The sequence below is a fragment of the Pseudomonas sp. Pseusp18 genome, assembly GCF_059506005.1.
This window is the reverse complement of the sequence record NZ_CP169240.1, coordinates 3,659,575-3,683,405: the sequence shown is the minus strand read 5'-3', so window position 1 is coordinate 3,683,405 and position 23,831 is coordinate 3,659,575. Positions and strand designations below refer to the sequence as shown.

General features: G+C 60.1%; 17 protein-coding genes. 11 read left to right on the top strand and 6 right to left on the bottom strand.

The window, feature by feature from the left end:
• Position 1 precedes the first annotated feature (1 nt).
• Complete coding sequence (locus tag ACEN9A_RS16450) at positions 2–616, top strand: GNAT family N-acetyltransferase (RefSeq protein WP_007937773.1); 615 nt, start codon at positions 2–4, stop codon at positions 614–616.
• On the opposite strand, the gene ACEN9A_RS16445 is transcribed toward ACEN9A_RS16450, so the two are convergent.
• Positions 582–1,475 carry a LysR substrate-binding domain-containing protein gene (locus tag ACEN9A_RS16445; RefSeq protein WP_019648960.1) on the bottom strand — a complete coding sequence of 298 codons (894 nt, stop codon included), beginning with the start codon at positions 1,473–1,475 and terminating at the stop codon, positions 582–584. The two genes, ACEN9A_RS16450 and ACEN9A_RS16445, sit on opposite strands and share 35 nt — an antisense overlap.
• Positions 1,476–1,563: 88 nt before the next feature.
• On the bottom strand, positions 1,564–1,800 hold the full coding sequence (locus ACEN9A_RS16440; RefSeq protein ID WP_018929617.1) for a hypothetical protein: 237 nt from the start codon (positions 1,798–1,800) through the stop codon (positions 1,564–1,566).
• A 184-nt stretch (positions 1,801–1,984) separates the two neighbouring features.
• Here ACEN9A_RS16440 and ACEN9A_RS16435 point away from each other — a divergent pair, with 184 nt between their 5' ends.
• Both ACEN9A_RS16435 and ACEN9A_RS16430 read left to right on the top strand, forming a co-directional pair.
• Positions 1,985–2,545 carry an NADPH-dependent FMN reductase gene (locus ACEN9A_RS16435; RefSeq protein ID WP_018929616.1) on the top strand — a complete coding sequence of 187 codons (561 nt, stop codon included), beginning with the start codon at positions 1,985–1,987 and terminating at the stop codon, positions 2,543–2,545.
• A 144-nt stretch (positions 2,546–2,689) separates the two neighbouring features.
• Positions 2,690–3,973, top strand: coding sequence for an arsenic transporter (locus ACEN9A_RS16430; protein WP_258668665.1), 1,284 nt, complete (start codon positions 2,690–2,692; stop codon positions 3,971–3,973).
• Between the two features lie 144 nt (positions 3,974–4,117).
• Here the strand turns inward: ACEN9A_RS16430 and ACEN9A_RS16425 are convergent, their stop codons facing one another.
• Positions 4,118–5,068 carry a DUF1853 family protein gene (locus tag ACEN9A_RS16425; RefSeq protein WP_258668663.1) on the bottom strand — a complete coding sequence of 317 codons (951 nt, stop codon included), beginning with the start codon at positions 5,066–5,068 and terminating at the stop codon, positions 4,118–4,120.
• Between the two features lie 112 nt (positions 5,069–5,180).
• On the opposite strand from ACEN9A_RS16425, the gene ACEN9A_RS16420 reads away from it, so the two are divergent.
• The 8 genes from ACEN9A_RS16420 (at position 5,181) to ACEN9A_RS16385 (ending at position 16,209) form a co-directional block, all read left to right on the top strand.
• Positions 5,181–6,071, top strand: a complete 891-nt coding sequence (locus tag ACEN9A_RS16420) for an NAD(+) kinase (RefSeq protein ID WP_007906781.1) — start codon at positions 5,181–5,183, stop codon at positions 6,069–6,071.
• Positions 6,068–7,042 carry a metallophosphoesterase gene (locus tag ACEN9A_RS16415; protein WP_408981125.1) on the top strand — a complete coding sequence of 325 codons (975 nt, stop codon included), beginning with the start codon at positions 6,068–6,070 and terminating at the stop codon, positions 7,040–7,042. The genes ACEN9A_RS16420 and ACEN9A_RS16415 overlap by 4 nt, the downstream gene beginning before the upstream one ends.
• Positions 7,039–7,908 carry a rhomboid family intramembrane serine protease gene (locus tag ACEN9A_RS16410; RefSeq protein ID WP_258668661.1) on the top strand — a complete coding sequence of 290 codons (870 nt, stop codon included), beginning with the start codon at positions 7,039–7,041 and terminating at the stop codon, positions 7,906–7,908. The genes ACEN9A_RS16415 and ACEN9A_RS16410 overlap by 4 nt, the downstream gene beginning before the upstream one ends.
• Positions 7,909–7,939: 31 nt before the next feature.
• On the top strand, positions 7,940–8,200 hold the full coding sequence (locus tag ACEN9A_RS16405) for a YeaC family protein (RefSeq protein WP_007937782.1): 261 nt from the start codon (positions 7,940–7,942) through the stop codon (positions 8,198–8,200).
• A complete protein-coding gene (locus ACEN9A_RS16400; protein WP_019579317.1) occupies positions 8,197–9,027 on the top strand; it encodes a DUF2797 domain-containing protein in 831 nt (276 codons plus the stop codon). The genes ACEN9A_RS16405 and ACEN9A_RS16400 overlap by 4 nt, the downstream gene beginning before the upstream one ends.
• 10 nt (positions 9,028–9,037) lie before the next feature.
• Positions 9,038–11,695: an aminopeptidase N gene (gene pepN / locus ACEN9A_RS16395; protein WP_258668660.1), complete on the top strand. Its 2,658-nt coding sequence runs from the start codon at positions 9,038–9,040 to the stop codon at positions 11,693–11,695.
• Positions 11,696–12,728: 1,033 nt separating this feature from the next.
• Positions 12,729–13,796 (top strand): WD40/YVTN/BNR-like repeat-containing protein, encoded by a 1,068-nt coding sequence (locus ACEN9A_RS16390; RefSeq protein WP_258668659.1) that lies wholly within the window; start codon positions 12,729–12,731, stop codon positions 13,794–13,796.
• 28 nt (positions 13,797–13,824) lie between these two features.
• Complete coding sequence (locus tag ACEN9A_RS16385; protein WP_258668658.1) at positions 13,825–16,209, top strand: efflux RND transporter permease subunit; 2,385 nt, start codon at positions 13,825–13,827, stop codon at positions 16,207–16,209.
• A 64-nt stretch (positions 16,210–16,273) separates the two neighbouring features.
• Here the strand turns inward: ACEN9A_RS16385 and ACEN9A_RS16380 are convergent, their stop codons facing one another.
• From ACEN9A_RS16380 to ACEN9A_RS16370, 3 genes are all read right to left on the bottom strand, one after another.
• The gene (locus ACEN9A_RS16380; protein ID WP_258668657.1) at positions 16,274–20,989 is read right to left on the bottom strand and encodes a dermonecrotic toxin domain-containing protein; all 4,716 of its coding nucleotides are present in this window, start codon (positions 20,987–20,989) and stop codon (positions 16,274–16,276) included.
• Between the two features lie 144 nt (positions 20,990–21,133).
• Entirely contained in the window at positions 21,134–21,853 is a 720-nt protein-coding gene (locus ACEN9A_RS16375) for a FadR/GntR family transcriptional regulator (protein WP_019650047.1), read from the bottom strand.
• Positions 21,854–22,028: 175 nt separating this feature from the next.
• Positions 22,029–23,765 (bottom strand): IlvD/Edd family dehydratase, encoded by a 1,737-nt coding sequence (locus ACEN9A_RS16370; RefSeq protein WP_258668655.1) that lies wholly within the window; start codon positions 23,763–23,765, stop codon positions 22,029–22,031.
• Positions 23,766–23,831 lie beyond the last annotated feature (66 nt).

Sequence of the window (23,831 nt, the reverse complement as noted above, 5' to 3'; positions counted from 1 at the left end):
TATGCAGCCCGTCATGAATCCCAAATACCCGGGCCTCTCGGTGCGTGTCGCCGATGAGGGTTTTGCGGCTTATATCTGGGGCAGTGATTTCAGTTTTGAAGTCGCCGCCTATGGCGCAGCAGAAATCGGCAAGCCGGTGGCGCAGTGGCCGGTGACGCCAATCACCCCGTATCGCAAGTGCTACGGCATCGATCCCGAAGAGTTCAGCAGCTTTCGCGACGCCGCCGACAGTGCGATTTTCATGGCCTATCTGGATGATGAGCCGGTGGGCCACCTGGTGGTCAGCACCAACTGGAACGGTTTCGCCCATATCGATGAATTGGCGGTGCATGCACCGGCGCGTCGCCATGGCGTGGCCAAGGCGTTGCTGGACGTAGCGCAGTTCTGGAGCCGCAAGAAAAAGCTGCCGGGCATCATGCTGGAAACCCAGAACAATAATCTTGGGGCCTGCCGGCTGTATGAACGCTGTGGCTACGTGGTTGGCGGGATCGATCATCTGCGTTATCGCGGGATCGACCCGAACACCGCCGAAGTCGCATTGTTCTGGTATCGATTGTTCGATAACCCGCTGGAAAAACCGATCAGCTCGCCAGCATCGCCACGGCTTGTTCCGTGATGATGTCCAGCAGCGTCTGAACCGCCGAAGAGGGCTCGGCGTTTTTCAGGCGCAGGGCGTAGACGCTGACCGGTACCGCAGGCGCCAGCGGGCAGGCATCGAGCCCGGCCGATTTGGCGCCGAGGGCGGTAAACGGATCGACAATCGCCAGGCCTTCGCCGGCCTCGACCATGCTGCGCATCATTTGGTGCGTCTGCACTCGGGTCTGGATGACCGGGGCAGGGCGCAGCGCATGCAGCTTGTTGTCCAGCGCCGGGCTGAGCGGGTCGTGACCTTCCAGGCCGACCATCGACTGGCCGGCCAGGTCTTGCAGCGAGATGTACTTCTGTTTCGGTTGCAGCCAGCCATGGGGTGCCAATAGCTGGAGCTTGCCCTGGGCGATGACCTGGCAATCGATATCGGCGTGGTCCGGGTCGTGCAGGCTCAGGCCCAGATCGCTTTCGCGCAGCAGCAGGCTTCTGACAATCTCGCGGGTCGGTTGGCTCAGGAGGGTGCAAGGTGCATCGGGGAGGCGTCGGCGCAGCGCCGCAATGCTTTGCGGCAACAGCTGTTGCGCCAATGGCGGGGTGCAGATGATTCGCAAGGGTGGGGCCAGATATTGCTTGAGGCTGCTGGCCAGTCGCTGGACCGGCTCAAGGGCCTCGTAGACGCGGGCGATCTCGACCTGCAACTCCCGCGCCTCGCGCGTGGCTTGCAGACGGCCACGCACGCTGGCAAACAGCATGAAACCCAACTGATCCTCGGCATCGCGCAGCGTGCGTTCAACCTCGGTCACGGGCAACTGCAACCATTCGGCGGCGGTGCCCAGGTGACCGGTCTGCAGGAGCGCCTGGATCACTTCGATATGACGTAAACGCATGCGTGAAGTCCATGTTCAGCAGGTGAGGGAGTCAGTGACTGAATCCTAACTCAAGTGCGCGCATATGACTTCTGCTCATAACAGCGGGTTATGAAGCGACGTTCGTTTCAGGCTCGCGAATGAGGGTGACACCGGTTTGCACCAGCACAAACGCGTTGTCGTCGAGTTTGTTGACCCGATCGCCAATGGCCAGTTTATAGGTGGTGACAGGCGCAGAGCCGGCGAGGCCGTCGTGCGACAGGGTGGATTCCTGGAACTCATGCACGGAATAAACACGGCCTTCCGCGTCTCTTGCATGGAACTGACCGACGAGTACTGCTGCCATCTGCTTAGAACCTCTGGAGATAAATCACTCAATTTGCGGCTCTGTAGACCGTGGTTGGGCGAGGTAAGTTTTCCTACAGGAAAAAAATAGTCAGGGGCGGTGATTTTCCGTCGCCCGCTGGTTGAATCGTCATTTGATCATCTATAACTAGAAGCTCTTTCCATCGAACAGTCGAGTATCTTCCATGAGCAACGTCTACGAGATCGCCGTTCTGGTCGGCAGCCTGAGAAAAGCATCGATCAACCGCAAGGTCGCGCTGGCGCTGGCCGAGCTGGCGCCTGCCAATCTGAAGCTGACTATCGTCGAAATCGGCGATTTGCCGCTGTACAACGAAGACATCGATGGCGATTCACCGCCGGCAGCCTACAGCACTTTCCGACAACAGGTGCGTTCATCCGACGCGGTGCTGTTCGTGACCCCGGAATACAACCGTTCGGTGCCGGCGCCGTTGAAGAATGCGATTGACGTTGGTTCGCGTCCCTATGGCCAGAGTGTCTGGGACGGCAAGCCGGGTGCAGTGATCAGCGCTTCACCGGGCGCCGTCGGTGGATTTGGCGCCAACCACAATGTGCGCCAGTCGATGGTGTTTCTCAATGTGCCGTGCATGCAGCAGCCGGAAGCTTATCTGGGCGGCGCGGGTTCAGCGTTCGATGAGGCGGGCAAATTGTCGGAGTCGCTCAAGCCGTTCCTGCAGAAATTCATCAATGCGTATGCGCAGTGGGTCGAGCAGCATAAAAAGCCATGACCGCTTCCTTTTAGCTCGTAGCAGCTGCCTCGCAGGCTCGGCAGCTGCTACATCAGGCATTTCATCCAGCCTTCACTTTACGGTCTATTCAAACCTCCCTATATTCCGCGCTTCGTTTTTCCGTCGGGCTGGAACCGGGTCTATATGCTCATCGCATCGTTGATTTTTTTGCTGACCATCACCCTGGTGATCTGGCAACCCAAAGGCCTGGGCGTCGGCTGGAGTGCGGTATTCGGCGCGGTGCTGGCGCTGCTGTCCGGGGTGGTGCACCTGAGCGATATTCCGCTGGTATGGCAGATCATCTGGAATGCCACCGGCACCTTCGTTGCGCTGATTATCATCAGCCTGCTGCTGGATGAGGCGGGGTTCTTTGCCTGGGCCGCGTTGCATGTGGCCCGTTGGGGGCGGGGCAGCGGGCGCAAGCTCTTTGCTTATATGGTGCTGCTCGGCGCACTGGTCTCGGCGTTGTTCGCCAATGACGGCGCGGCGCTGATTCTTACGCCGATCGTGATTTCCATGCTGCTGGCGTTGCGTTTTTCCCCGGCGGCGACCCTGGCGTTCGTGATGGGGGCCGGTTTCATCGCCGACACCGCGAGCCTGCCGCTGGTGGTGTCGAACCTGGTGAACATTGTTTCGGCTGACTTCTTCAAGATCAGTTTCAACCGCTACGCCGCGGTGATGATCCCGGTCAATCTGGTAAGCGTGGCAGCGACCCTGGCGATGTTGATGGTGTTTTTCCGTCGCGACATCCCCCGTGATTACCATCCCGAGCAATTGGCAGACCCGGCCACCGCAATTCACGACACCGCAACGTTTTATGCCGGTTGGGTGGTGTTGGTGATTCTGCTGCTCGGCTGCTTTGCCCTTGAGCCGTTGGGCATTCCAATCAGCGCGATCTCCGCGGTGTGCGCTGCATTGCTGCTGGCCATTGCCGCTCGTGGCCACAAGATTTCCACGCGCAAGGTGATGAAAGAAGCGCCGTGGCAGATCGTGATTTTTTCCTTAGGGATGTACCTCGTGGTGTATGGCCTGCGCAACGCCGGGCTCACCGGGTATCTGGCCGGTTGGCTGGATGGCTTTGCCGGTTACGGCGTGTGGGGCGCGGCCATGGGCACCGGGGTGCTGACGGCGTTGCTGTCGTCGGTGATGAACAATCTGCCGACCGTGCTGATCGGCTTGCTCTCGATCGATGCCAGTCAGGCGACCGGCGTGGCGAAAGAGGCGATGATCTACGCCAACGTCATCGGCAGCGACCTGGGGCCGAAAATCACCCCGATCGGCAGTCTGGCGACCTTGCTGTGGCTGCATGTGCTGCAGCGCAAGAATATCCGGATTGGCTGGGGGTATTACTTCAAGGTCGGGGTTGTGCTGACGGTGCCGGTGTTGCTGGTGACGTTGGCGGCCTTGGCGTTGCGGTTGTCCTTTTAGGTTGCTGAAGATCAAGATCAAAAGATCGCAGCCTTCGGCAGCTCCTACGTTGACCGTGGACGACCCAATTTCCGCCGTCATGCCCGATTCCTGTAGGAGCTGCCGAAGGCTGCGATCTTTTTTGCTGTACCTACAAAAATCGAATCAACTCTGGCCCGGCACATTCGGCCAAAGATCGGACACCAGAAACAGCCGCTCGGCCTCTTCCCAATCCCCTTTGGCATTCTCTGTCAGCCGCACCATCAATTGTGCCGGTGCCAGCGGGTCCAGATCGCTCAGCCACGTGTCCAGCTGTTCAGCGCTCCAGGTCTGCTCCTTGGGATAGTGCGCCGGCGCCAGCCAGGCGTGGCGGGGCAGAGGTTGCCAGCGACCGAACGGACGCTGCACGACAAACTCCGCCCAGTCCTTCTGGTGCAGCCAGCTACCGCGCAAATGCTGAGGGTGGGCGCCACTCGGTGGTTCGGCCTGCCCTGGCCACGGATAGAGCAGATAACCGCCCAGCCATAGATGCGCGCTGAACTGCTGGATATCCAGCGACGCCAGCACCTCACGGCTCTCCGCCCGCGCGGAAATCGGCAATTGATGCTGGCTCAGGTGTTCCAGTTTGCGGTCCAGCCGATCATGACAACCCGGTCCGAGCCACTGCGCGGTGTCATGGCCGTCACCGTTCTGCGGGCCGAGGTAGAGCTTGATCGCCAGTTCCAGATGATGCACGCCATCGCGATCGCGCAGCAGCATGTCCAGTTCACCCAAGGTGTGGCCTTCACGGCGGATCGGCATGTTGGCGGCGATCAGCTCGATCCCCGGCGCGTGCCGCACGGCGTACTGCCACAGCCGTTCGTAGTACAAGCCCAGGCGCCGGGTCCTGGCCTGGGCCAGCCAGTGCAGCAAATCGTAACTGTCACGATCCAGTTGCCTGAGCCAGTGTTCCAGACGCTCCGGCGCCTGCACCCAATCACTGCCGGCCAGGGGGTGACGCTGCGGCCACGGGGTGGCGTCGAGCATCGGCGGCGCGAGGATGACCCAAGCCAGGTCGCGCACTTCAGGGTGGCGCAACTGGTGAGGTAACTGGAGCAAGTCTGGAAATAGGATCATCTTGCGAGCATAGCCCGAAACTAGAGCACACCGTTGTAGCTGAAAGGGTTTTGTCTACGCCGCGCTTTCGCCCATAATCGTGTTTTTCGCCGCCACACGCGTTAGGGGCCTCATGGAGCAATTTCGTAATATCGGCATCATCGGTCGCCTGGGCAGTTCTCAGGTGCTGGATACCGTCCGCCGACTGAAACGGTTTCTGCTCGATCGTCACCTGCACGTGATCCTCGAAGACACCATCGCCGAAGTCCTGCCGGGCCATGGCCTGCAAACTTCGTCGCGCAAGATGCTCGGTGAAGTCTGTGACATGGTGATTGTGGTCGGTGGTGACGGCAGCCTGCTGGGCGCTGCCCGGGCGCTGGCCCGGCACAACATCCCGGTGCTCGGTATCAACCGTGGCAGCCTGGGATTCCTCACCGATATTCGCCCCGATGAGCTGGAAGTCAAAGTCGCCGAAGTGCTCGACGGCCATTACCTGGTGGAAAACCGCTTCCTGTTGCAAGCCGAAGTCCGGCGCCACGCCGAGGCCATCGGCCAGGGCGATGCGCTGAACGATGTAGTGCTGCACCCCGGCAAGTCGACGCGAATGATCGAGTTCGAGCTGTACATCGACGGCCAGTTCGTCTGCAGCCAGAAGGCCGACGGCCTGATCGTTGCCACGCCGACCGGTTCGACCGCTTACGCGCTGTCTGCGGGCGGCCCGATCATGCATCCCAAGCTCGACGCTATTGTGATTGTGCCGATGTACCCCCATACCTTGTCGGGTAGGCCGATTGTGGTCGATGGCAACAGTGAGCTGAAAATCGTCGTGTCCAAAGATATGCAGATTTACCCGCAAGTCTCCTGTGACGGGCAGAACCACTTCACCTGCGCGCCCGGTGACACCATCACCATCAGCAAGAAAGCGCAGAAGCTGCGGCTGATTCACCCACTCGACCACAACTACTACGAAGTCTGCCGGACCAAGCTCGGCTGGGGCAGCAAGTTGGGTGGTGGAGGCGACTGATGCTCGATCCCGCGCGTAGCTACGACCTGATCGGTGACGTGCACGGTTGCGCTCTGACCCTTGAGCACTTGCTCGACCGGCTCGGTTACCACAAACAGGCAGGTGTCTGGCGGCACCCGTCGCGCATGGCGGTGTTCCTCGGCGACATCATCGACCGCGGCCCGCGGATTCGCGAGGCGCTGCACATCGTCCACGACATGGTCGAGGCCGGCCAGGCGCTGTGCATCATGGGCAACCATGAATTCAACGCCCTCGGCTGGAGCACGCCGGCGCTGCCGGGCAGCGGCAAACAGTTCGTGCGCGAGCACACCCCGCGCCACGCCCGCCTGCTTCAGGAAACCCTGACCCAGTTCGAAGATCATCCCCAGGATTGGCACGACTTCCTGCAATGGTTCTACAAGCTGCCATTGTTCGTCGATGCCGAGCGTTTCCGCGTGGTGCATGCCTGTTGGGATGCCAGCCTGATCGAGCCGTTGCGCGGGTTGTTCCCCGACGGTTGCATCGACGAGCATTTCCTCCAGGCCTCCGCGGTGCCCGGCAGTTTCGCCTGCACCGTGTTCGATCGCCTGCTGCGCGGCACCGACATGCGCTTGCCCCACGGCTTGACCATGACCAGCGGCGACGGCCTGACGCGCTCGTTCTTCCGCACTAAATTCTGGGAAGACGACCCACAAACCTACGGAGACATCGTGTTCCAGCCCGACGCCTTGCCCGAGCCGGTGGCCCGCACACCGCTGTCGTCCAGCGAAAAAGACAACTTGCTGCGCTACGGTATCGAAGAGCCGATGTTGTTCGTCGGCCACTACTGGCGCAGCGGCAAACCGGCGCCGATCCGCCCGAACCTGGCGTGCCTGGATTACAGCGCGGTGCTCTACGGCAAACTGGTGGCGTATCGTCTGGATCAGGAAACCCGTCTCGACCCGCATAAATTTGTCTGGGTGGATGTCGAGCGGCCGGAGGTGATGCAATGACGGCGGTGGCGGTATTGCGCCTGCCGCTGGCGGTGGATTTGAGCGGGTTCGTCAAACTGCTGCAGCGCATGCAAGTGCCCCATCGGGTCAGCGAAGAGGCGGGCGAGCAGGTGCTGTGGGTGCCGGCCAGCATCAGCGAAGACGTGCGCTCGTTGTATGAACGCTTTCCGGCCGGCGACCCCGATCAGCAACTGGATATCCCGGTGGCGCCGACCCTGCAGCGTCCGGGTTTTGTCGAGCAGTTGCGCCACAGCAAGGCCACGGCGTTCGTGCTGTTGCTGAGCCTGATCGTCGGCGTGGTGACACTGCTGGGCGAGAACCTCGAGACGATGCGCTGGCTGACCTTCCTCGATTTCCGCGTGGTCGGCGAATACATCCATTTCACACCACTGGCCGACAGCCTGGCGGCGGGGCAGTGGTGGCGTCTGGTGACGCCAATGCTGATCCACTTCGGTATCCTGCACCTGGCCATGAACGGCATGTGGTACTGGGAACTGGGGCGGCGCATCGAGTCGCGGCAGGGCAGCATCAACCTGATCGGCCTGACGTTGCTGTTCAGCCTGGTGTCCAACTATGCCCAGTTCTATTTCAGCGGCCCGACCCTGTTTGGCGGGTTGTCCGGGGTGCTGTACGGCCTGCTCGGGCATTGCTGGATCTTCCAGCTTCTGTCGCCGAACCCGGCTTATCGCCTGCCCCGAGGGGTGTTGGTGATGATGCTGGTGTGGCTGTTGTTGTGCCTGTCGGGGCTGGTCTCGATGATCGGCTTCGGCGAGATTGCCAACGCGGCCCACGTCGGCGGGTTACTCATCGGATGCTTCACCGGTTTGTTGGGCGGTTTGTACAACCGCCGTAAACTGGCCGTCTAAACAGTTATGAATAAAGAGCGCGGAGCCCTTGATGTCCTCTTTTAACGAAATGATCAAAAACATTACCCCGGATATCTACCAGAGCCTGAAACTGGCGGTGGAAATCGGCAAATGGTCCGACGGTGGCAAGCTCACCGCCGAGCAGCGCGAACTTTCCCTGCAAGCGATGATCGCCTGGGAAATCCAGAACCTGCCCGAGGAACAGCGCACCGGCTACATGGGCCCGCAGGAGTGCGCGTCGAAGTCGATCGAAGTGCCGAATATTCTGTTCAAGTCGGATGCCATCCATTGATCGAGATTGGCCGCGGTGCAATCAGCAAAATGTCGGCGCGCCTTGACGGGCCGAACGTGCAGTACGCTTTTCGTCTGGGCGACGTCGAGGTGCCGGTCAATCCGTTGATCGGCACCACGGTGCGCCTGGAATACCTGGGGGCGATCCACTGCACCCATTGCGGACGCAAGACCAAAACCAGTTTCAGCCAGGGTTACTGCTACCCGTGCATGACCAAACTGGCCCAGTGCGACATCTGCATCATGAGCCCGGAGCGCTGCCACTACGACGCTGGCACTTGCCGGGAGCCTGAGTGGGGCGAGAAGTTCTGCATGACCGACCACGTGGTTTACCTGGCCAATTCGTCGGGGATCAAGGTCGGCATTACCCGCGCCACCCAACTGCCGACCCGTTGGCTCGATCAGGGTGCCAGCCAGGCCTTGCCGATCGTGCGCGTCTCGACCCGCCAGCAGTCGGGCTTCGTCGAAGACCTGTTCCGCAGTCAGGTCGCTGATAAGACCAACTGGCGTGCTTTGCTCAAGGGCGATGCGGTGTCGGTGGACCTGGCGCAGGTTCGCGATCAGCTGTTTGAAAGCTGCGCCGAAGGTTTGCACAGTTTGCAGGAGCGATTCGGCCTACAAGCAATCCAGACGATTACCGATGTCGAACCTCTGGAAATCCGCTATCCGGTCGAGCAGTACCCGGCCAAAATCGTCAGCTTCAACCTGGACAAGAACCCGATTGCCGAAGGCACGCTGTTGGGGATCAAGGGTCAATACCTGATTTTCGACACCGGCGTGATCAATATTCGTAAATACACGGCCTACCAGCTCGCCGTGCATCAGTAAGGACTCCAGTATGCGCACCGAACAACCGAAGATGATTTACCTGAAGGACTATCAGGCGCCCGAGTACCTGATCGACGAGACGCACCTGACCTTCGAGTTGTTCGAGGACCACAGCCTGGTCCATGCGCAACTGGTGATGCGCCGCAACCCTGAACGTGGCCCGGGCCTGCCGCCGCTGGTGCTCGACGGCCAGCAACTCGAGCTGTTGTCGGTGACCCTGGCCGACCAGGAGCTGAGCGCCGCCGACTACCAACTGACCGAGAACCATCTGACCCTGCACCCGACCGCAACGAGCTTTACGGTCGACACCAGCGTCCGGATCCACCCGGAAACCAACACCGCCCTGGAAGGCCTGTACAAATCCGGCACGATGTTCTGCACCCAGTGCGAGGCCGAAGGTTTCCGCAAGATCACCTATTACCTCGACCGCCCGGACGTGATGAGCACGTTCACCACCACAGTGGTCGCCGAGCAGCACAGCTATCCGGTGCTGCTGTCCAACGGCAACCCGATTGCCTCCGGTCCCGGCGAAGACGGCCGCCACTGGGCGACCTGGGAAGACCCATTCAAGAAGCCTGCCTACCTGTTCGCGCTGGTGGCCGGTGACTTGTGGTGTGTCGAAGACACTTTCACCACCATGACCGAGCGCTCCGTGGCGCTGCGCATTTATGTCGAGCCAGAAAACATCGACAAGTGCCAGCACGCCATGAACAGCCTGAAGAAGTCCATGCGTTGGGACGAAGAGGTTTACGGTCGCGAGTACGACCTGGACATCTTCATGATCGTTGCGGTCAACGACTTCAACATGGGCGCCATGGAAAACAAAGGCCTCAACATCTTCAACTCCAGCGCTGTGCTGGCCCGCGCCGAAACCGCTACCGACGCCGCGCACCAGCGGGTCGAGGCGATTGTTGCCCACGAATACTTCCACAACTGGTCGGGCAACCGCGTGACCTGCCGCGACTGGTTCCAGCTGTCGCTCAAGGAAGGCTTCACCGTGTTCCGCGATTCGGAGTTCTCGGCCGACATGAACTCGGCCACGGTCAAGCGTATCCAGGACGTGGCGTACCTGCGCACCCACCAGTTCGCCGAAGACGCCGGCCCCATGGCTCACGCCGTACGCCCGGACAGCTTCATCGAGATTTCCAACTTCTACACCCTGACCGTGTACGAAAAGGGTTCGGAAGTGGTCGGCATGATCCACACCTTGCTCGGGGCCGATGGCTTCCGCAAAGGCAGCGACCTGTACTTCGAACGCCATGACGGCCAGGCCGTGACCTGCGACGACTTCATCAAGGCCATGGAAGATGCCAATGGCGTCGACCTGACCCAGTTCAAGCGCTGGTACAGCCAGGCCGGCACACCGCGTCTGGCGGTGAGCGAGTCCTACGACGCCACGGCGAAAACCTACAGCCTGACCTTCCGCCAGAGCTGCCCGGAAACCCCTGACAAGGTTGAGAAACTGCCGTTCGTGATTCCGGTGGAGCTGGGTCTGCTTGATTCGAAAGGCGCGGCGATTGCATTGCGTCTGTCCGGTGAAGCCAGTGCTCAAGGCACTTCGCGGGTGATCTCGGTGACTGAAGCCGAGCAGACCTTCACCTTCGTCGACATTGCTGAAAAACCACTGCCGTCGTTGCTGCGCGGCTTCTCGGCGCCGGTGAAACTGAGCTTCCCGTACGACCGCGATCAACTGATGTTCCTGATGCAGCATGACAGCGACGGTTTCAACCGTTGGGATGCCGGCCAGCAGTTGTCGGTGCAGGTGCTGCAAGAGTTGATCGCCCAGCAGCAGAAGGGCGAGGCGCTGGTGCTGGATCAGCGTCTGGTTGCAGCCCTGCGTACCGTGCTGTCCGACGAGACGCTGGATCAGGCGATGGTCGCTGAAATGCTCTCGCTGCCAAGCGAGGCATACCTGACCGAAATCAGCGAAGTGGCTGATGTGGAAGCGATCCACACCGCTCGTGAATTCGCTCGCAAGCAATTGGCGGACAACCTGTTTGATGCGCTGTGGCAGCGCTATCAGGCCAATCGCGATCTGTCTCAGAAAACCCCTTATGTTGCTGAGGCAGGGCATTTCGCTCGTCGCGCGTTGCAGAATATTGCGCTGTCGTACCTGATGCTCAGCGATAAACCAGAAGTGTTGGCCGTGACCCTTGAGCAGTTCGACGCGTGCGACAACATGACAGAGCGCCTGACCGCGTTGGCCGTGTTGGTGAATTCGCCATTCGAAGAGCAGAAAGCCAAGGCACTGGCGAGCTTCGCCGAGCACTTCAAGGACAATCCGTTGGTCATGGATCAGTGGTTCAGTGTTCAGGCCGGCAGTGTATTGCCCGGCGGTCTGGCGCGGGTCAAAGCCTTGATGCAGCACCCGGCGTTCAACATCAAGAACCCGAACAAGGTGCGGGCACTGGTCGGCGCGTTTGCCGGGCAGAACCTGATCAACTTCCACGCGGCGGATGGTTCCGGGTATCGGTTCCTGGCGGATCTGGTGATTGAGCTCAACGGCTTCAATCCGCAGATTGCTTCTCGCCAACTGGCGCCGCTGACCCGCTGGCGCAAGTACGACAGCGCCCGTCAGGCGTTGATGAAAGGCGAACTGGAGCGGATTCTCGCTTCGGGGCAGCTGTCCAGCGACGTGTACGAAGTGGTCAGCAAAAGCCTGGCCTGAGTTTGGCCTTGCTCCCTCAGGGTTCACTTGGACCCTGTAGGAGCGAGGCTTGCCCGCGAAGGCGGCCTGATGGCCGGCCGGGTTTTTGATGGTGTACATATCCGTTTCTGCGGTAACGGCTACTTATGGTTTCGCCCTTACGGCGACTCCCTTTTTTACAAGCGCCTAAAAAAGGAAGCAAAAAACGCTCGCCCCAAGCGTCCGGCCCCTCGCTAAGGCTCGGCGTTCCTTCGCTCCGGTATCCATCTGGGGGCATCGCCCTACGGTTGGCTTCGCTTCAACCTACATGCGATGGGTTCGACTGCGTCGAACGGCGCTGCGCGCCCATCCCCAGATGAACACCTCCACTCAGCCTCCCGAAGGGGCGGGTAGATCAAGATCAAGATCAAAAGCCAAAGCAAAGCAAAGCAAATGCAAGATCAAAAGATCGCAGCCTCGCTTCGCTCGACAGCTCCTACAGGGAAATGCGTCCGCTTGAGATCAGGCCGGCCGGGAGGCCGCCTTGCTTTTGATTTTGACGCACCGCCCCATCGAGAGGCCGAGTGGAGGTTCTGCGCAGTGGGCAACCCGGCATGGATGCCGGGTTAGCCGCCCCCGGCCATGGATGGCCGATGGCGGCGGGCCCACGGAGCAGGACCGGAGCGAGGGCATGCCGAGCCTCGGCGAGGCACCGAACGAAAGGGGCAAAAGCGCTTTGGTTACTTTGGCGCTTTTCCAAAGTGACCCGCTGTAAGAGCGGAACCAATAGCCGCCGTTACCGCAGAAACGGATATGTACCCCAGACCCCAGACTCCAATCACCGCTCCGAATGCCTCCCCATTCACCCACACCCCATATCCCCCCGGTTAACAAAACATAACGTGGCGTCGATTGTCAGACCTTTCCAAACCCCGATAGGATAAGCCCAGCTTCCGAAGGGGCTCTGGATTGCGGGTTTCAGGACTATGCTCTGGAATAGGGCAGTCCCGGTGAGCACCCCCTTACGGCGCCCTGAAAGGTTGAATGACCTAACAATAATAATGGGGGAAGGTCTATGAGTGAGCCTGTCATGGGTGTGAGTATTTGCCGCCCGCCGGCGTTACGCAGGTTCGCGTTGCTGGCTACAGCGCTCTCGCTGTTGGGTTGTGCCGTGTTGTCGGCTCCTGTGCTGGCCGCTGCCGCGCCGACCGCCGACGTGGTCTATTCCATTGAATCCGCCAAGGCCAGCAAAGGCCTGATGCTTGATGTCGTGCATGCCGGCAAACGCCTGGTGGCGGTCGGCGATCGCGGGCACATTCTTTTTTCCGATGACCAGGGCGCGACCTGGACCCAAGCCAAGGTGCCGAGCCGGCAATTGCTGACAGCGGTATTTTTTGTCGATGACAAGCACGGTTGGGCCGTCGGCCATGACGCGCAGATCCTCGCCAGTGAAGACGGCGGTGTCACCTGGAGCAAACAATTCGAAGACCTGCGACGCGAATCGCCGCTGCTCGACGTCTGGTTCAAGGACGTCAACAGCGGCTTTGCCGTGGGCGCCTACGGTGCCTTGCTGGAAACCACCGACGGTGGCAAAAACTGGGAAGACGTCAGCGATCGCCTGAACAACGAAGATCAGTACCACCTCAACGCCATCGCCGCGGTCAAGGATTCCGGCATTTTCATCGTCGGCGAGCAGGGCAGCATGTTCCGTTCCGCCGATGAAGGGCAGACCTGGGAAAAGCTTGAAGGCCCCTACGAGGGCTCGCTGTTCGGTGTGATCGGCACCGCGCAACCGGCCACGCTGCTGGTCTACGGCTTGCGGGGCAATCTCTACCGCTCCACGGATTTCGGCACCACGTGGGAGCAGGTCGAACTCAAGGCTGCACGCGGTGCGCTGGAATTCGGCCTGTCCGGCGCCACGTTGCTCGACGACGGTTCCATCGTGATCGTCGGCAACGGCGGCAGTGTCATTCGCAGCAGCGACGACGGCGAGACCTTCAGCGTGTTCAACCGTCCCGATCGCATTTCCGTCTCGTCGGTCACGGCGGCGGGTAACGGTAATCTGATTCTGGCAGGCCAGGGCGGCGTGCGCGTCACCTCGCCAACGGGCGCAGAGAATGGCACAAACGGGTCGTCCAAATGAGCCGGGCAAATAATAAGAAGGCGGGTCTATGACATCCTTAAGCACTCCTCATCAGGACAAGGCGACGTTTCTTGAGCGCCTGATCTTCAACAACCGCCCGGCGGTGATCGTCATCTGCCTGCTGGTCAGTATTTTCCTGTTCTGGCAGGCGACGCTGATCCGGCCGTCCACCAGTTTCGAAAAAATGATCCCGCTCGAGCATCCGTTCATTGAAAAAATGATGGAGCACCGCAACGATCTGGCGAACCTGGGCAACACCGTACGGATTTCCGTTGAAGCCACCGATGGCGACATCTTCTCCAAGGAGTACATGGAGACCCTGCGCCAGATCAACGACGAGGTGTTCTACATCTCCGGTGTCGACCGTTCCGGCCTCAAGTCGCTGTGGAGCCCGAGCGTGCGCTGGACCGAGGTGACGGAGGAGGGCTTCGCCGGTGGTGAAGTGATTCCCCAGAGCTATAACGGCTCCCAGCAGAGCCTCGACCTGCTGCGCAACAACGTGCTCAAGTCCGGGCAAGTCGGGCGGCTGGTGGCCAACGACTTCAAGTCGAGCATCGTCGACATCCCGCTGCTGGAGTCCTACCCGGACCCGCAAGACCAGGGCAAGTTGCTGGCACTGGACTACCGCAAGTTCTCGCATGAACTTGAAGACAAGATCCGCAACAAGTTCGAAACCCAGAACCCTAACGTGAAGATCCACATTGTCGGGTTCGCCAAGAAAGTCGGCGACCTGATCGATGGGCTGGTCATGGTAGTGATGTTCTTCGGCGTCGCCTTCGTCATCACCCTGATCCTGCTGTACTGGTTCACCAACTGCATGCGCAGCACCGTGGCAGTACTGAGTACGACGCTGGTGGCGGTGGTCTGGCAGCTCGGCTTGATGCACTTTTTCGGCTTCGGGCTTGATCCGTACTCGATGCTGGTGCCGTTCCTGATCTTCGCCATCGGGATTTCCCACGGCGTGCAGAAAATCAACGGTATCGCCTTGCAGTCCAGCGAGGCGGACAACGCGCTGACTGCGGCGCGGCGAACATTCCGTCAGTTGTTCCTGCCGGGGATGATCGCGATCCTCGCGGATGCGGTGGGCTTTATCACGCTGTTGATCATCGACATCGGCGTGATTCGTGAACTGGCCATCGGCGCGTCCATCGGCGTGGCGGTGATCGTGTTCACCAACCTGATCCTGCTGCCGGTAGCCATTTCCTACGTCGGTATCAGCAAACGCGCCGTCGACCGCAGCAAGAAAGACGCGCACCGCGAGCATCCGTTCTGGCGTCTGCTGGCGAACTTTGCCAGCCCGAAAGTCGCACCGGTCTCCATTCTCCTGGCACTGATCGCCTTCGGCGGTGGCCTTTGGTACAGCCAGAACCTGAAAATCGGCGACCTCGACCAGGGCGCGCCGGAACTGCGTCCGGACTCGCGTTACAACAAGGACAACAGCTTCATCATCAACAACTATTCCACCAGTTCCGACGTGCTGGTGGTAATGGTCAAGACCAAGCCCGAAGGTTGCTCGCGCTATGAAGCCATGGCACCGATCGACGAGCTGATGTGGAAGATGCAGAACACCGAGGGCGTGCAGTCGGCGATCTCGCTGGTGACCGTGTCCAAGCAAATGATCAAGGGCATGAACGAGGGCAACCTGAAATGGGAAACCCTGTCGCGAAATCCGGACGTGTTGAACAACTCCATCGCCCGTGCCGATGGTCTGTACAACAACAATTGCTCTTTGGCGCCGGTGCTGGTGTTCCTCAACGATCACAAGGCCGAAACCCTGGATCGCGCTGTTCATGCGGTGCAGGACTTCGCCAAGGACAACAACAAGGAAGGCCTGGAATTCCTCCTCGCCGCCGGTAACGCCGGGATCGAGGCCGCCACCAACGAAGTGATCAAGCGTTCCGAACTGACGATTCTGGTGCTGGTGTACATCTGCGTCGCGACCATGTGCATGATCACCTTCCGTTCCTGGACGGCGACCTTGTGCATCGTGCTGCCGCTGGTGCTGACCTCGGTGCTCGGCAACGCACTGATGGCGTTCATGGGCATCGGTGTGAAAGTGGCGACCTTGCCAGTGGTGGCACTCGGGGTGGGGATCGGCGTGGATTACGGGATCTACATCTACAGTCGCCTGGAAAGCTTCCTGCGTGCTGGTCTGCCGCTGCAAGAGGCGTACTACCAGACGCTGAAATCCACCGGCAAGGCTGTGCTGTTCACCGGCCTGTGCCTGGCGATCGGCGTGTGCACCTGGATTTTCTCGGCGATCAAGTTCCAGGCCGACATGGGCCTGATGCTGACCTTCATGCTGCTCTGGAACATGTTTGGCGCGTTGTGGCTGTTGCCGGCGCTGGCGCGGTTCCTGATCAAGCCGGAAAAACTGGCAGGGCAGAAGGGCAACTCGCTGTTTGCTCACTAGGCGTCAGCCTGACCCAAAAAGCCGCAACTCAGGTTGCGGCTTTTTTTTATGGGGGACCGAGCACTCAGCGTGGTTGTAGCGTCAGGAATGCACTGTTGGCCAGTTCCTTGCTGATGATCCCGCGGTGGATATCGATTTTCTGTCTCGGATCTGTAGCCTTGGCCATCGCCGATTCGTAGGTTTCGAAGCGTTGTTCCCTGGTTTTCAGATGGGCCTGGGTATAGTGCGTCTTGGCATCATCGAAGCGCTCATAGTGAAAATGCGCGTACCCCCAGGGTTGATCGTCTTTGTTCAACAGGACGTACTCCTGCATGAAGTCTTTACGTCCGGTTTTCAGTTGTACGCGATTACCGATCATGCGTGGGTAAACCTCCTTGCACCGTAACAGAAACGCCACACCCTCACTGCTGGGGGGCTGGGCCAGTGTCATGCGGATGCGCAGTTCCGATGCCTTGCTGTCGAGGGCTCGCGCGTGATCGCGTAAATCGCTGATTAACGAGGCATCTTGCTCCCGGTTTGGCGAGGGTGCCTCATGGTGTTCCAGACCCTCGGCATACCCGGTCAGCTTTTGTGCTTCGCGTTGCAATTGCTCTTCAATTTCCTTGGGTGAGCTTGCGCGTTGCGCGTAACCCTCGATTTTCCTTACCTGCTTGTCGACATTGGCGATGGCCTTGCGGGCATCCCCTTTGAGCTGTGCGTAGGAGTGCGCGGAGGCCTTGGGTGCGGGCTGCCTGACCTCGATCATTTCTACCCAGACATTCGGTTCATGTTCATGGAACGAAGCCAGTGGTGCATCTTCGAGTGGACCGCTGATATCAACAATGTCTGCGCCCTGGTTAGCCACGCGGGGGCGAATATCGCCGATCAGAGTGCCCTTGGCGGTTTTGATGACCCGCTTGCGACTGGCCCATGAAGAGGGGCGCTGGATCGGGGGCTTGCTGGTTCCGGGTGAAGACGGACCAGGCTCGGAGACCGAAGGTTGCGGGAGATTTTGAAGGTCGTCGGCCAGACGTCGCTCGGCATCGAGGCGCAGTTCACCGATGATCTCTCGCAGGCGATTGAAGGCCGCTGGCTGTAATTCTTCGGCATTGAAGATGCCGATACTTTCAAGCCCGTCCAGTGCTTTGCGGTAGTGATCGACCAGGTTGTCCAGAACGGCGATCCGATCGCTGCTGTTATATGTGCGAGACGTTTGCAGTTCGGAATGAGAGCGAGACAGCAACATCAGGGGATCGAGCGCGCGTTCGAGTGGGGCCATGGTGGCGCTACCCAGTTCCTTCAGGCTGAGAATACGCAAGATGCTCAGTTGGTAGGACTTGACTCGCAAAGCGGTCAATTCATTCTCGGAGCGATTGTCGGTCAACCGTTTCCAGTCCTCCAAGCCCAAGCGAGACAAGTGTTTAAGCTCCGTAAGTCGGCTCTCTGTTTCTTCGTAGAACCTGATCATGGTTTCGTTGACTTCGGAGGTCCTGCGCATGAATTCGAAGTATCGATCCAGTACGACGTTGCCCTTGTCCTTGATTGCTTCGCGCAAGTGTTCGATACCGCGGGTCAAGTCCGCGTAAGTTCGATTGGTGGCTTCCCGTTCCCGGTCGGCGATGACAACACGTTTGCGCGCGTTGTTGATGAGATTCTCCAGCAGGCTGCGCTGCAGGTTTGAATCGGGATCAGTTTTGCTCAGAGCGCTTTTTTCGCGGATTTCGGCAAGCGCCGTGACATAGGTTTCGCTCTGTTTGTCCAGCTCGTCTGCGAACCGTTGGCGAAAAGTGGCGCGATCCTGCTCGCTGCTGGCGGGGTCGTTTGTTTTCAGCTCCATCAGCTTTTCCGCGATATCAACGCGTTTTTGCACCTGCGTCTGTTGCTGCAAAAATTCCTGGTGGTTCAGTTCCAGCAGGCTGATGCGTTGCTGTTTGCTCTCGCGCAGGGCATCCCGCCTGGCGTTACGTCCTCCGCCGAGCAGTTTCAGCCCTTGATCCAGCGTCCACCGGCCGTATCCATCGGTTTTGAGCTTGATTCCCGGATGGTCGGGATGCTCGGGATGTACCAGGTAGACCTCACCGAAACCGGGCAGGACACTCACGCGAAACAGCAGGCCGGCGACCGTGACGTGCCATTTGTTGTCGATCCGGTACAGCCCCTTGAACGGACCGGTTGCAACAGGCTCTGGCAGAGACGCGGGCCATGCAACCTTGACCGCCTGCAGCTTGTTGAACAGCCGCGCCGAGGTCGAGTCCCGAGCGGTCGACAGGTTGAAATCCAGCAACGTATTACCACTGCCCGGCGGTTCGGAGGGCAGTCCGGGTGTTTCTTGAGTGATGGTTGTCTCGGGATGCAGCAAGTCCAGTGGCAACAGACGGCGCAGCGGATCGAGGGTCACCGGAGCGTCTTCGCCCATGCGCTCTGGCGCGAGTGCAGGCCGTTCACCTTGAGTTCGTGCGACATGCAAAAGGAGCAGGCCGATGTTCAAGAGCACATCGACCCAGGCCAGATTCCGGGTAGTTGGGTCATCACTGTCCAGTGCGGGCAGGTCGTTGATCAGGCTATGGGTGATTTGCAGCATCCAGCCCACCAGCATTGCCGGGCCGCGCAACAGTGGCAGTACCAGGTTGTTAAAGACCAGCCAGCCACCCTCAAGGATGATCGCCCAACGGCTTTCGGCATTGGACACCGATTGCCTGTCAGCCAGATCGGCCAGCGCCCGGGCGTTGCTGGCGAACAGGCTGGCCGGCAATCGACCTTCCTCCATAGCACTGAGCCACTGGGCCGCAGCTTCGTCGCCTGCCAGAATCGCCGGTTTCGGCTTGTCGGGCGGCGAGAACTCGTCGCCGATGTGAAAGTGGTTGATATGCGGTTCGTTGAAACCGTTGTTGTCGTAAACCGGACGTGCGCGGTCCGGGAGCCAGGTCAGCACGCTGGTTTGCAGCGCGCCCTGTTGCGCGACCGCTTTGAGCAAGTCGCTGCGTGCGGCGTATTGCTGCAGTGACGGGGTGTACAAAGGGCGATAGAGGATATGCGGGCCAGTGGCCTGCAAGTCTTTGGGCTCGATGATGAACATGTTGGCGGCCACATCACAGTCGGCGCCGTCCTTGCGTTGGAACGCCAGGGGCCGGATGACCACGGCCTGTTCGTTGACGACCCGTTCGGCGGCGGTGCGATTCATCAACGCGTCGACATAGCGATACCCCAGATGGGTGAACCCGTGCTCACCCTTGATCGAATGCTCGAGGGCCAGCAGGGGGAGATGAACCGACAGTTCCAGCGTGAACAATCGTTCCCGCTCCCGTGCGTCGTCGGTCTCGCCGAGCAGCAAGGTTTCGATCAGTTCGGGATAGTGCTGGCCGACATTGACCCGGCTTACCAGGTCCAGCAGATAGGCGTCGGTAGTCCACTCCTGAATCAGTTGGTCTCCCGTGTGACGGACAGTCATGCGGCCCTTGGGTTTTGCGGCGAGATTGTTGATTGCCAGCTCGGTCAGGGTCATTTTGACGGTTTCGATGTAGCCGCTGCCGAGGTCACCGACGGGTACATGAAAGGTCAGTTCCAGCTCGTCGGAGTTGTAACCGGGCGCCAGCGGATAATCTTCCTGCATCTGCTTGTGCAAGGCTTTTCGGGCAAACGTATGAAGGTCGTCGATGCCATCGTTGAAGGTGCGCCCCTGAGTCTGTTGCTTGACGCTGGCCATGGCCAGGACGTGCTTGCGATAGGCCATGCGGTCAGTGGGTGTCGCTGCTTGCAACCACTCGGAAATCGATGCCTGTATCGGTTGAAAAACCGCATCGACCGGTTGGCTGTCGATGAACAGCGTGGCGACTTCGGTGATCGCATCAACGTGTTTCGCCAACTCGCCCAAGCCCCGGCTGGCGGGCAGTTTGAGTGCAGCCAGATCTTCCAGCTGCCGGTTCAGGAGCAGGGCAGCCTGAATGTCAAAGATGTTGCCGTCCGGCTTAAATCGCTTCCAGGTGATGACATCGGCTTTGTATGCCTGTTGAAACCGTGCGCCCCAAGCCAGGCCGAAAGCTTCCAGGGAAGAGAAGGGCTCGATTTTGCCGGTCACGCTGCACAACAAATGGGTTTCACCACAAGTCACCAGGAGCTCGGGGGCCTGCAGCGTAATGGAGACGTCACCGTTGGTCAGGGTGGTTTGTAGGGTGCAGGCTTGTATGGGGCCTTTTGACCAGGATTGCTGGAGACGCTGCAGGTTGTCCGGGTGGCTGGCCAGCTCCGCGAGAATCCCGGCCTGCACCGGGTTGCTTTTCGACAGGCGGGTCGCGGATGTCTGCAGGACGCCGGCCAGCAAGTTTCCCAGCCATTGCCAGCGGCTGACGCCGGCCTCGTCCTTCTGGTTCCAGTAAAGAGTCAGCGATTCCTGGAGCCCGATGTGCAGCAAGTCGGGCAGCTCAAGGATGACCCCCGCAATCACCTGGAGATCAGGCAGGCTCGATGTGGTTTTGCCGACAGTCAGTTGCGCGGGCGCACGGTTGGTCAGAAAGCAGGCACGACTGAACTGCTCGCTGAAATCGACAGGTGTGCCGCTGGCCAGATAATCCAGTACCAAGTCCAGCAGCAACGCGAGGCGCCAGGCCCCGTTGGGAATCGGCTGCGCGATTTTGGTTCGCTCAGGGTCGAAGTCCAGTTGCGGGTATTTTTCCAGTACGCCGTCCTTGAGCTGGCGAGCGGTTTCCGAGCGCAGGGTGGGGCGGGAGCTGAAGCGGGCGCTGACGGCGTGCGCGATGATATCGGTCATGTCCGCCGTGGCAGGGGGGGACGCAGGTATCGGCATGATGCAATCCTTTGCATGGGTTGAGTTACGCAAAGTAAGGCGAGGCCGGAATGGATGTACGGTAACGGGATACCGCAGATCCGACAATTCGATGATCTAAGTGATGACTACGTGGTGGCAATGAGCCCAGGGGAATTGTGGTGGTTATGCGGGATCGGTGCCGAGCACCACATTCAGCGCATTACGCGCATCGTCGAGTTGCACCAACGTCGCATGCCGCGCGCCCAGCGCATCGCGATTCTCGATCGCCGTGAGAATCGCCTTGTGCCGAGGCAACGCCAGTTCATGCAGGTTCGGCCGTTGGTTGGAGTGTTTCAAGGCTTCGGCAATCGCCACCGACAACATGTTGCACAGGTTTGCCAGCAGGTCGTTGTGGGTCGCGTCGGCGATGCGGCTGTGGAAATCCAGGTCCGGCTGCAACAAGGCTTCAGGCGTCGGTGCGGCTTCCATACGCTGGTAGGCTTCACCGATGGAGGCGATGTCTGCGTCGGTGGCGAACTGCGCGGCCAAGGCTGCAGCGGCCGGTTCGATGATACTGCGCACGCTGGTCAGCAGGCTGAAGAACTCATTCTGCGGGCTGCTTTGCATCAGCCAGTGCAACACGTCCGGGTCGAGCATGTGCCATTCCCGGCGCGGCTTGACCACGGTGCCGACCCGCGGACGGGAATACACCAGGCCCTTGGCAACCAGCACTCGGGTCGCTTCGCGCAGGACTGGCCGGCTGACCGCGTATTCCTCGCACAACAGGGCTTCGGCGGGCAGTTTGTCGTCCGGTTTGAAGCGTCCCGAGACAATCTGCATGCCCAGTTCCTGGACGATGCGCGAGTGCATGCTTTTGCGGTCGGAGGGTTTGCGGTAATCCATGGGGAACGGCGCGGTCCTGTGCGATGGGGTGCTGCGCATGATAGCAGGCGCCCCTGAAAAGATCGCAGCCTTCGGCAGCTCCTACACCGACCGTGTGCGCCGCGATTTCGTCGCCGTACCCGATTCCTGTAGGAGCTGCCGAAGGCTCGGGCCGCGTTCGGACGATCTTTTGATTTTAGTGAGAGTGACGCGGCACCTCAGCCCCACGACAACCGACGAGGAAGTCAAAGTCGCAGCCCTGATCCGCCTGCAGCACATGGTCGATGTACAGCTGGCGATAGCCGCCCACCAGCAACTGTTGTGGCGGTTGCAGATCGGCCATGCGTGCGGCCAGTTCAGCATCCGGAATGTCCAGATGCAAACGTCCACCGGCGCAATCGAGCTCGATCCAGTCGCCTTCCTTCACTGCCGCCAAAGGCCCGCCGGCGGCGGCTTCCGGTGCCACATGCAAGACCACGGTACCGTACGCCGTGCCGCTCATGCGTGCGTCGGAAATCCGCACCATGTCCGTTACACCCTGGGCCAGCAGCTTGGCCGGCAAGCCCATGTTGCCGACTTCGGCCATGCCCGGATAACCCTTCGGCCCGCAGTTTTTCATTACCAGAATCGAGTTGGCGTCCACGTCCAGTTCCGGATCGTTGATCCGCGCCTTGTACATGTCGAAGTTCTCGAACACCACCGCGCGCCCACGATGTTGCATCAGCTCGGCACTCGCAGCGGAGGGTTTGAGCACCGCACCCAGTGGCGCCAGGTTGCCGCGCAACACGCAGATGCCGCCGTCGGCGCGGATCGGGTTGTCGAGAGTGCGGATCACTTCGTCCTGGCCGTAGATCGGCGCGTCCTTGGTGTTCTGGCCGAGGGTTTTGCCGTTGACGGTGAGGGCGTTCGGGTTCGGAATCAGGTTGGCTTCGCCGAGGCGACGCAGCACCGCGGGCAAGCCGCCGGCGTAGTAGAACTCTTCCATCAGGAAGCGACCGGACGGTTGCAGGTCGACAATGGTCGGCATGCCGCGACCGATGCGGGTCCAGTCGTCCAGGTCCAGTTCGACACCGATGCGTCCGGCGATGGCTTTCAGGTGGATCACCGCGTTGGTCGAACCGCCGATGGCAGCGTTCACCCGGATGGCGTTTTCGAAGGCTTCCTTGGTGAGGATTTTCGACAGCTTCAAATCTTCGCGAACCATCTCCACCGCACGCATACCCGACATGTGCGCCAACACATAACGGCGCGCATCGACTGCCGGAATCGCCGCGTTGTGGGGCAGGGACGTGCCCAGTGCTTCGGCCATGCAAGCCATGGTCGAGGCGGTGCCCATGGTGTTGCAGGTACCGGCGGAACGGGACATGCCGCCCTCGGCCGCGAGGAAATCATCAATGGTGATAGTGCCAGCCTTGACCTGTTCGCTGAGCTGCCACACCACCGTGCCCGAACCAATGTCCTGGCCCTTGTGCTTGCCGTTGAGCATCGGCCCGCCGGTGACGACGATCGCCGGCACGTCGCAACTGGCCGCGCCCATCAGCAGCGCCGGAGTGGTTTTGTCGCAACCGGTGAGCAGCACCACGCCATCGATCGGGTTGCCGCGAATGGCTTCCTCGACATCCATGCTCGCCAGGTTACGGGTGAGCATGGCGGTGGGGCGCAGGTTCGACTCGCCGTTGGAGAACACCGGAAATTCCACAGGAAAGCCACCGGCTTCGATCACCCCGCGTTTGACGTGCTCCGCGATCTGGCGGAAATGCGCGTTGCACGGAGTCAGTTCCGACCAGGTGTTGCAGATGCCGATGATCGGCTTGCCGTGGAACTGATGGTCGGCGATGCCCTGATTCTTCATCCAGCTGCGATACATGAAGCCGTTCTTGTCGGCAGTGCCAAACCATTGGGCGGAGCGCAGGGTGGGTTTCTTATCAGTCATGATCGGTTCTCTTATTGTATGACTATATTGTTCGAGCTGTGGCGTAACATAAGCGCAATTTCGGCT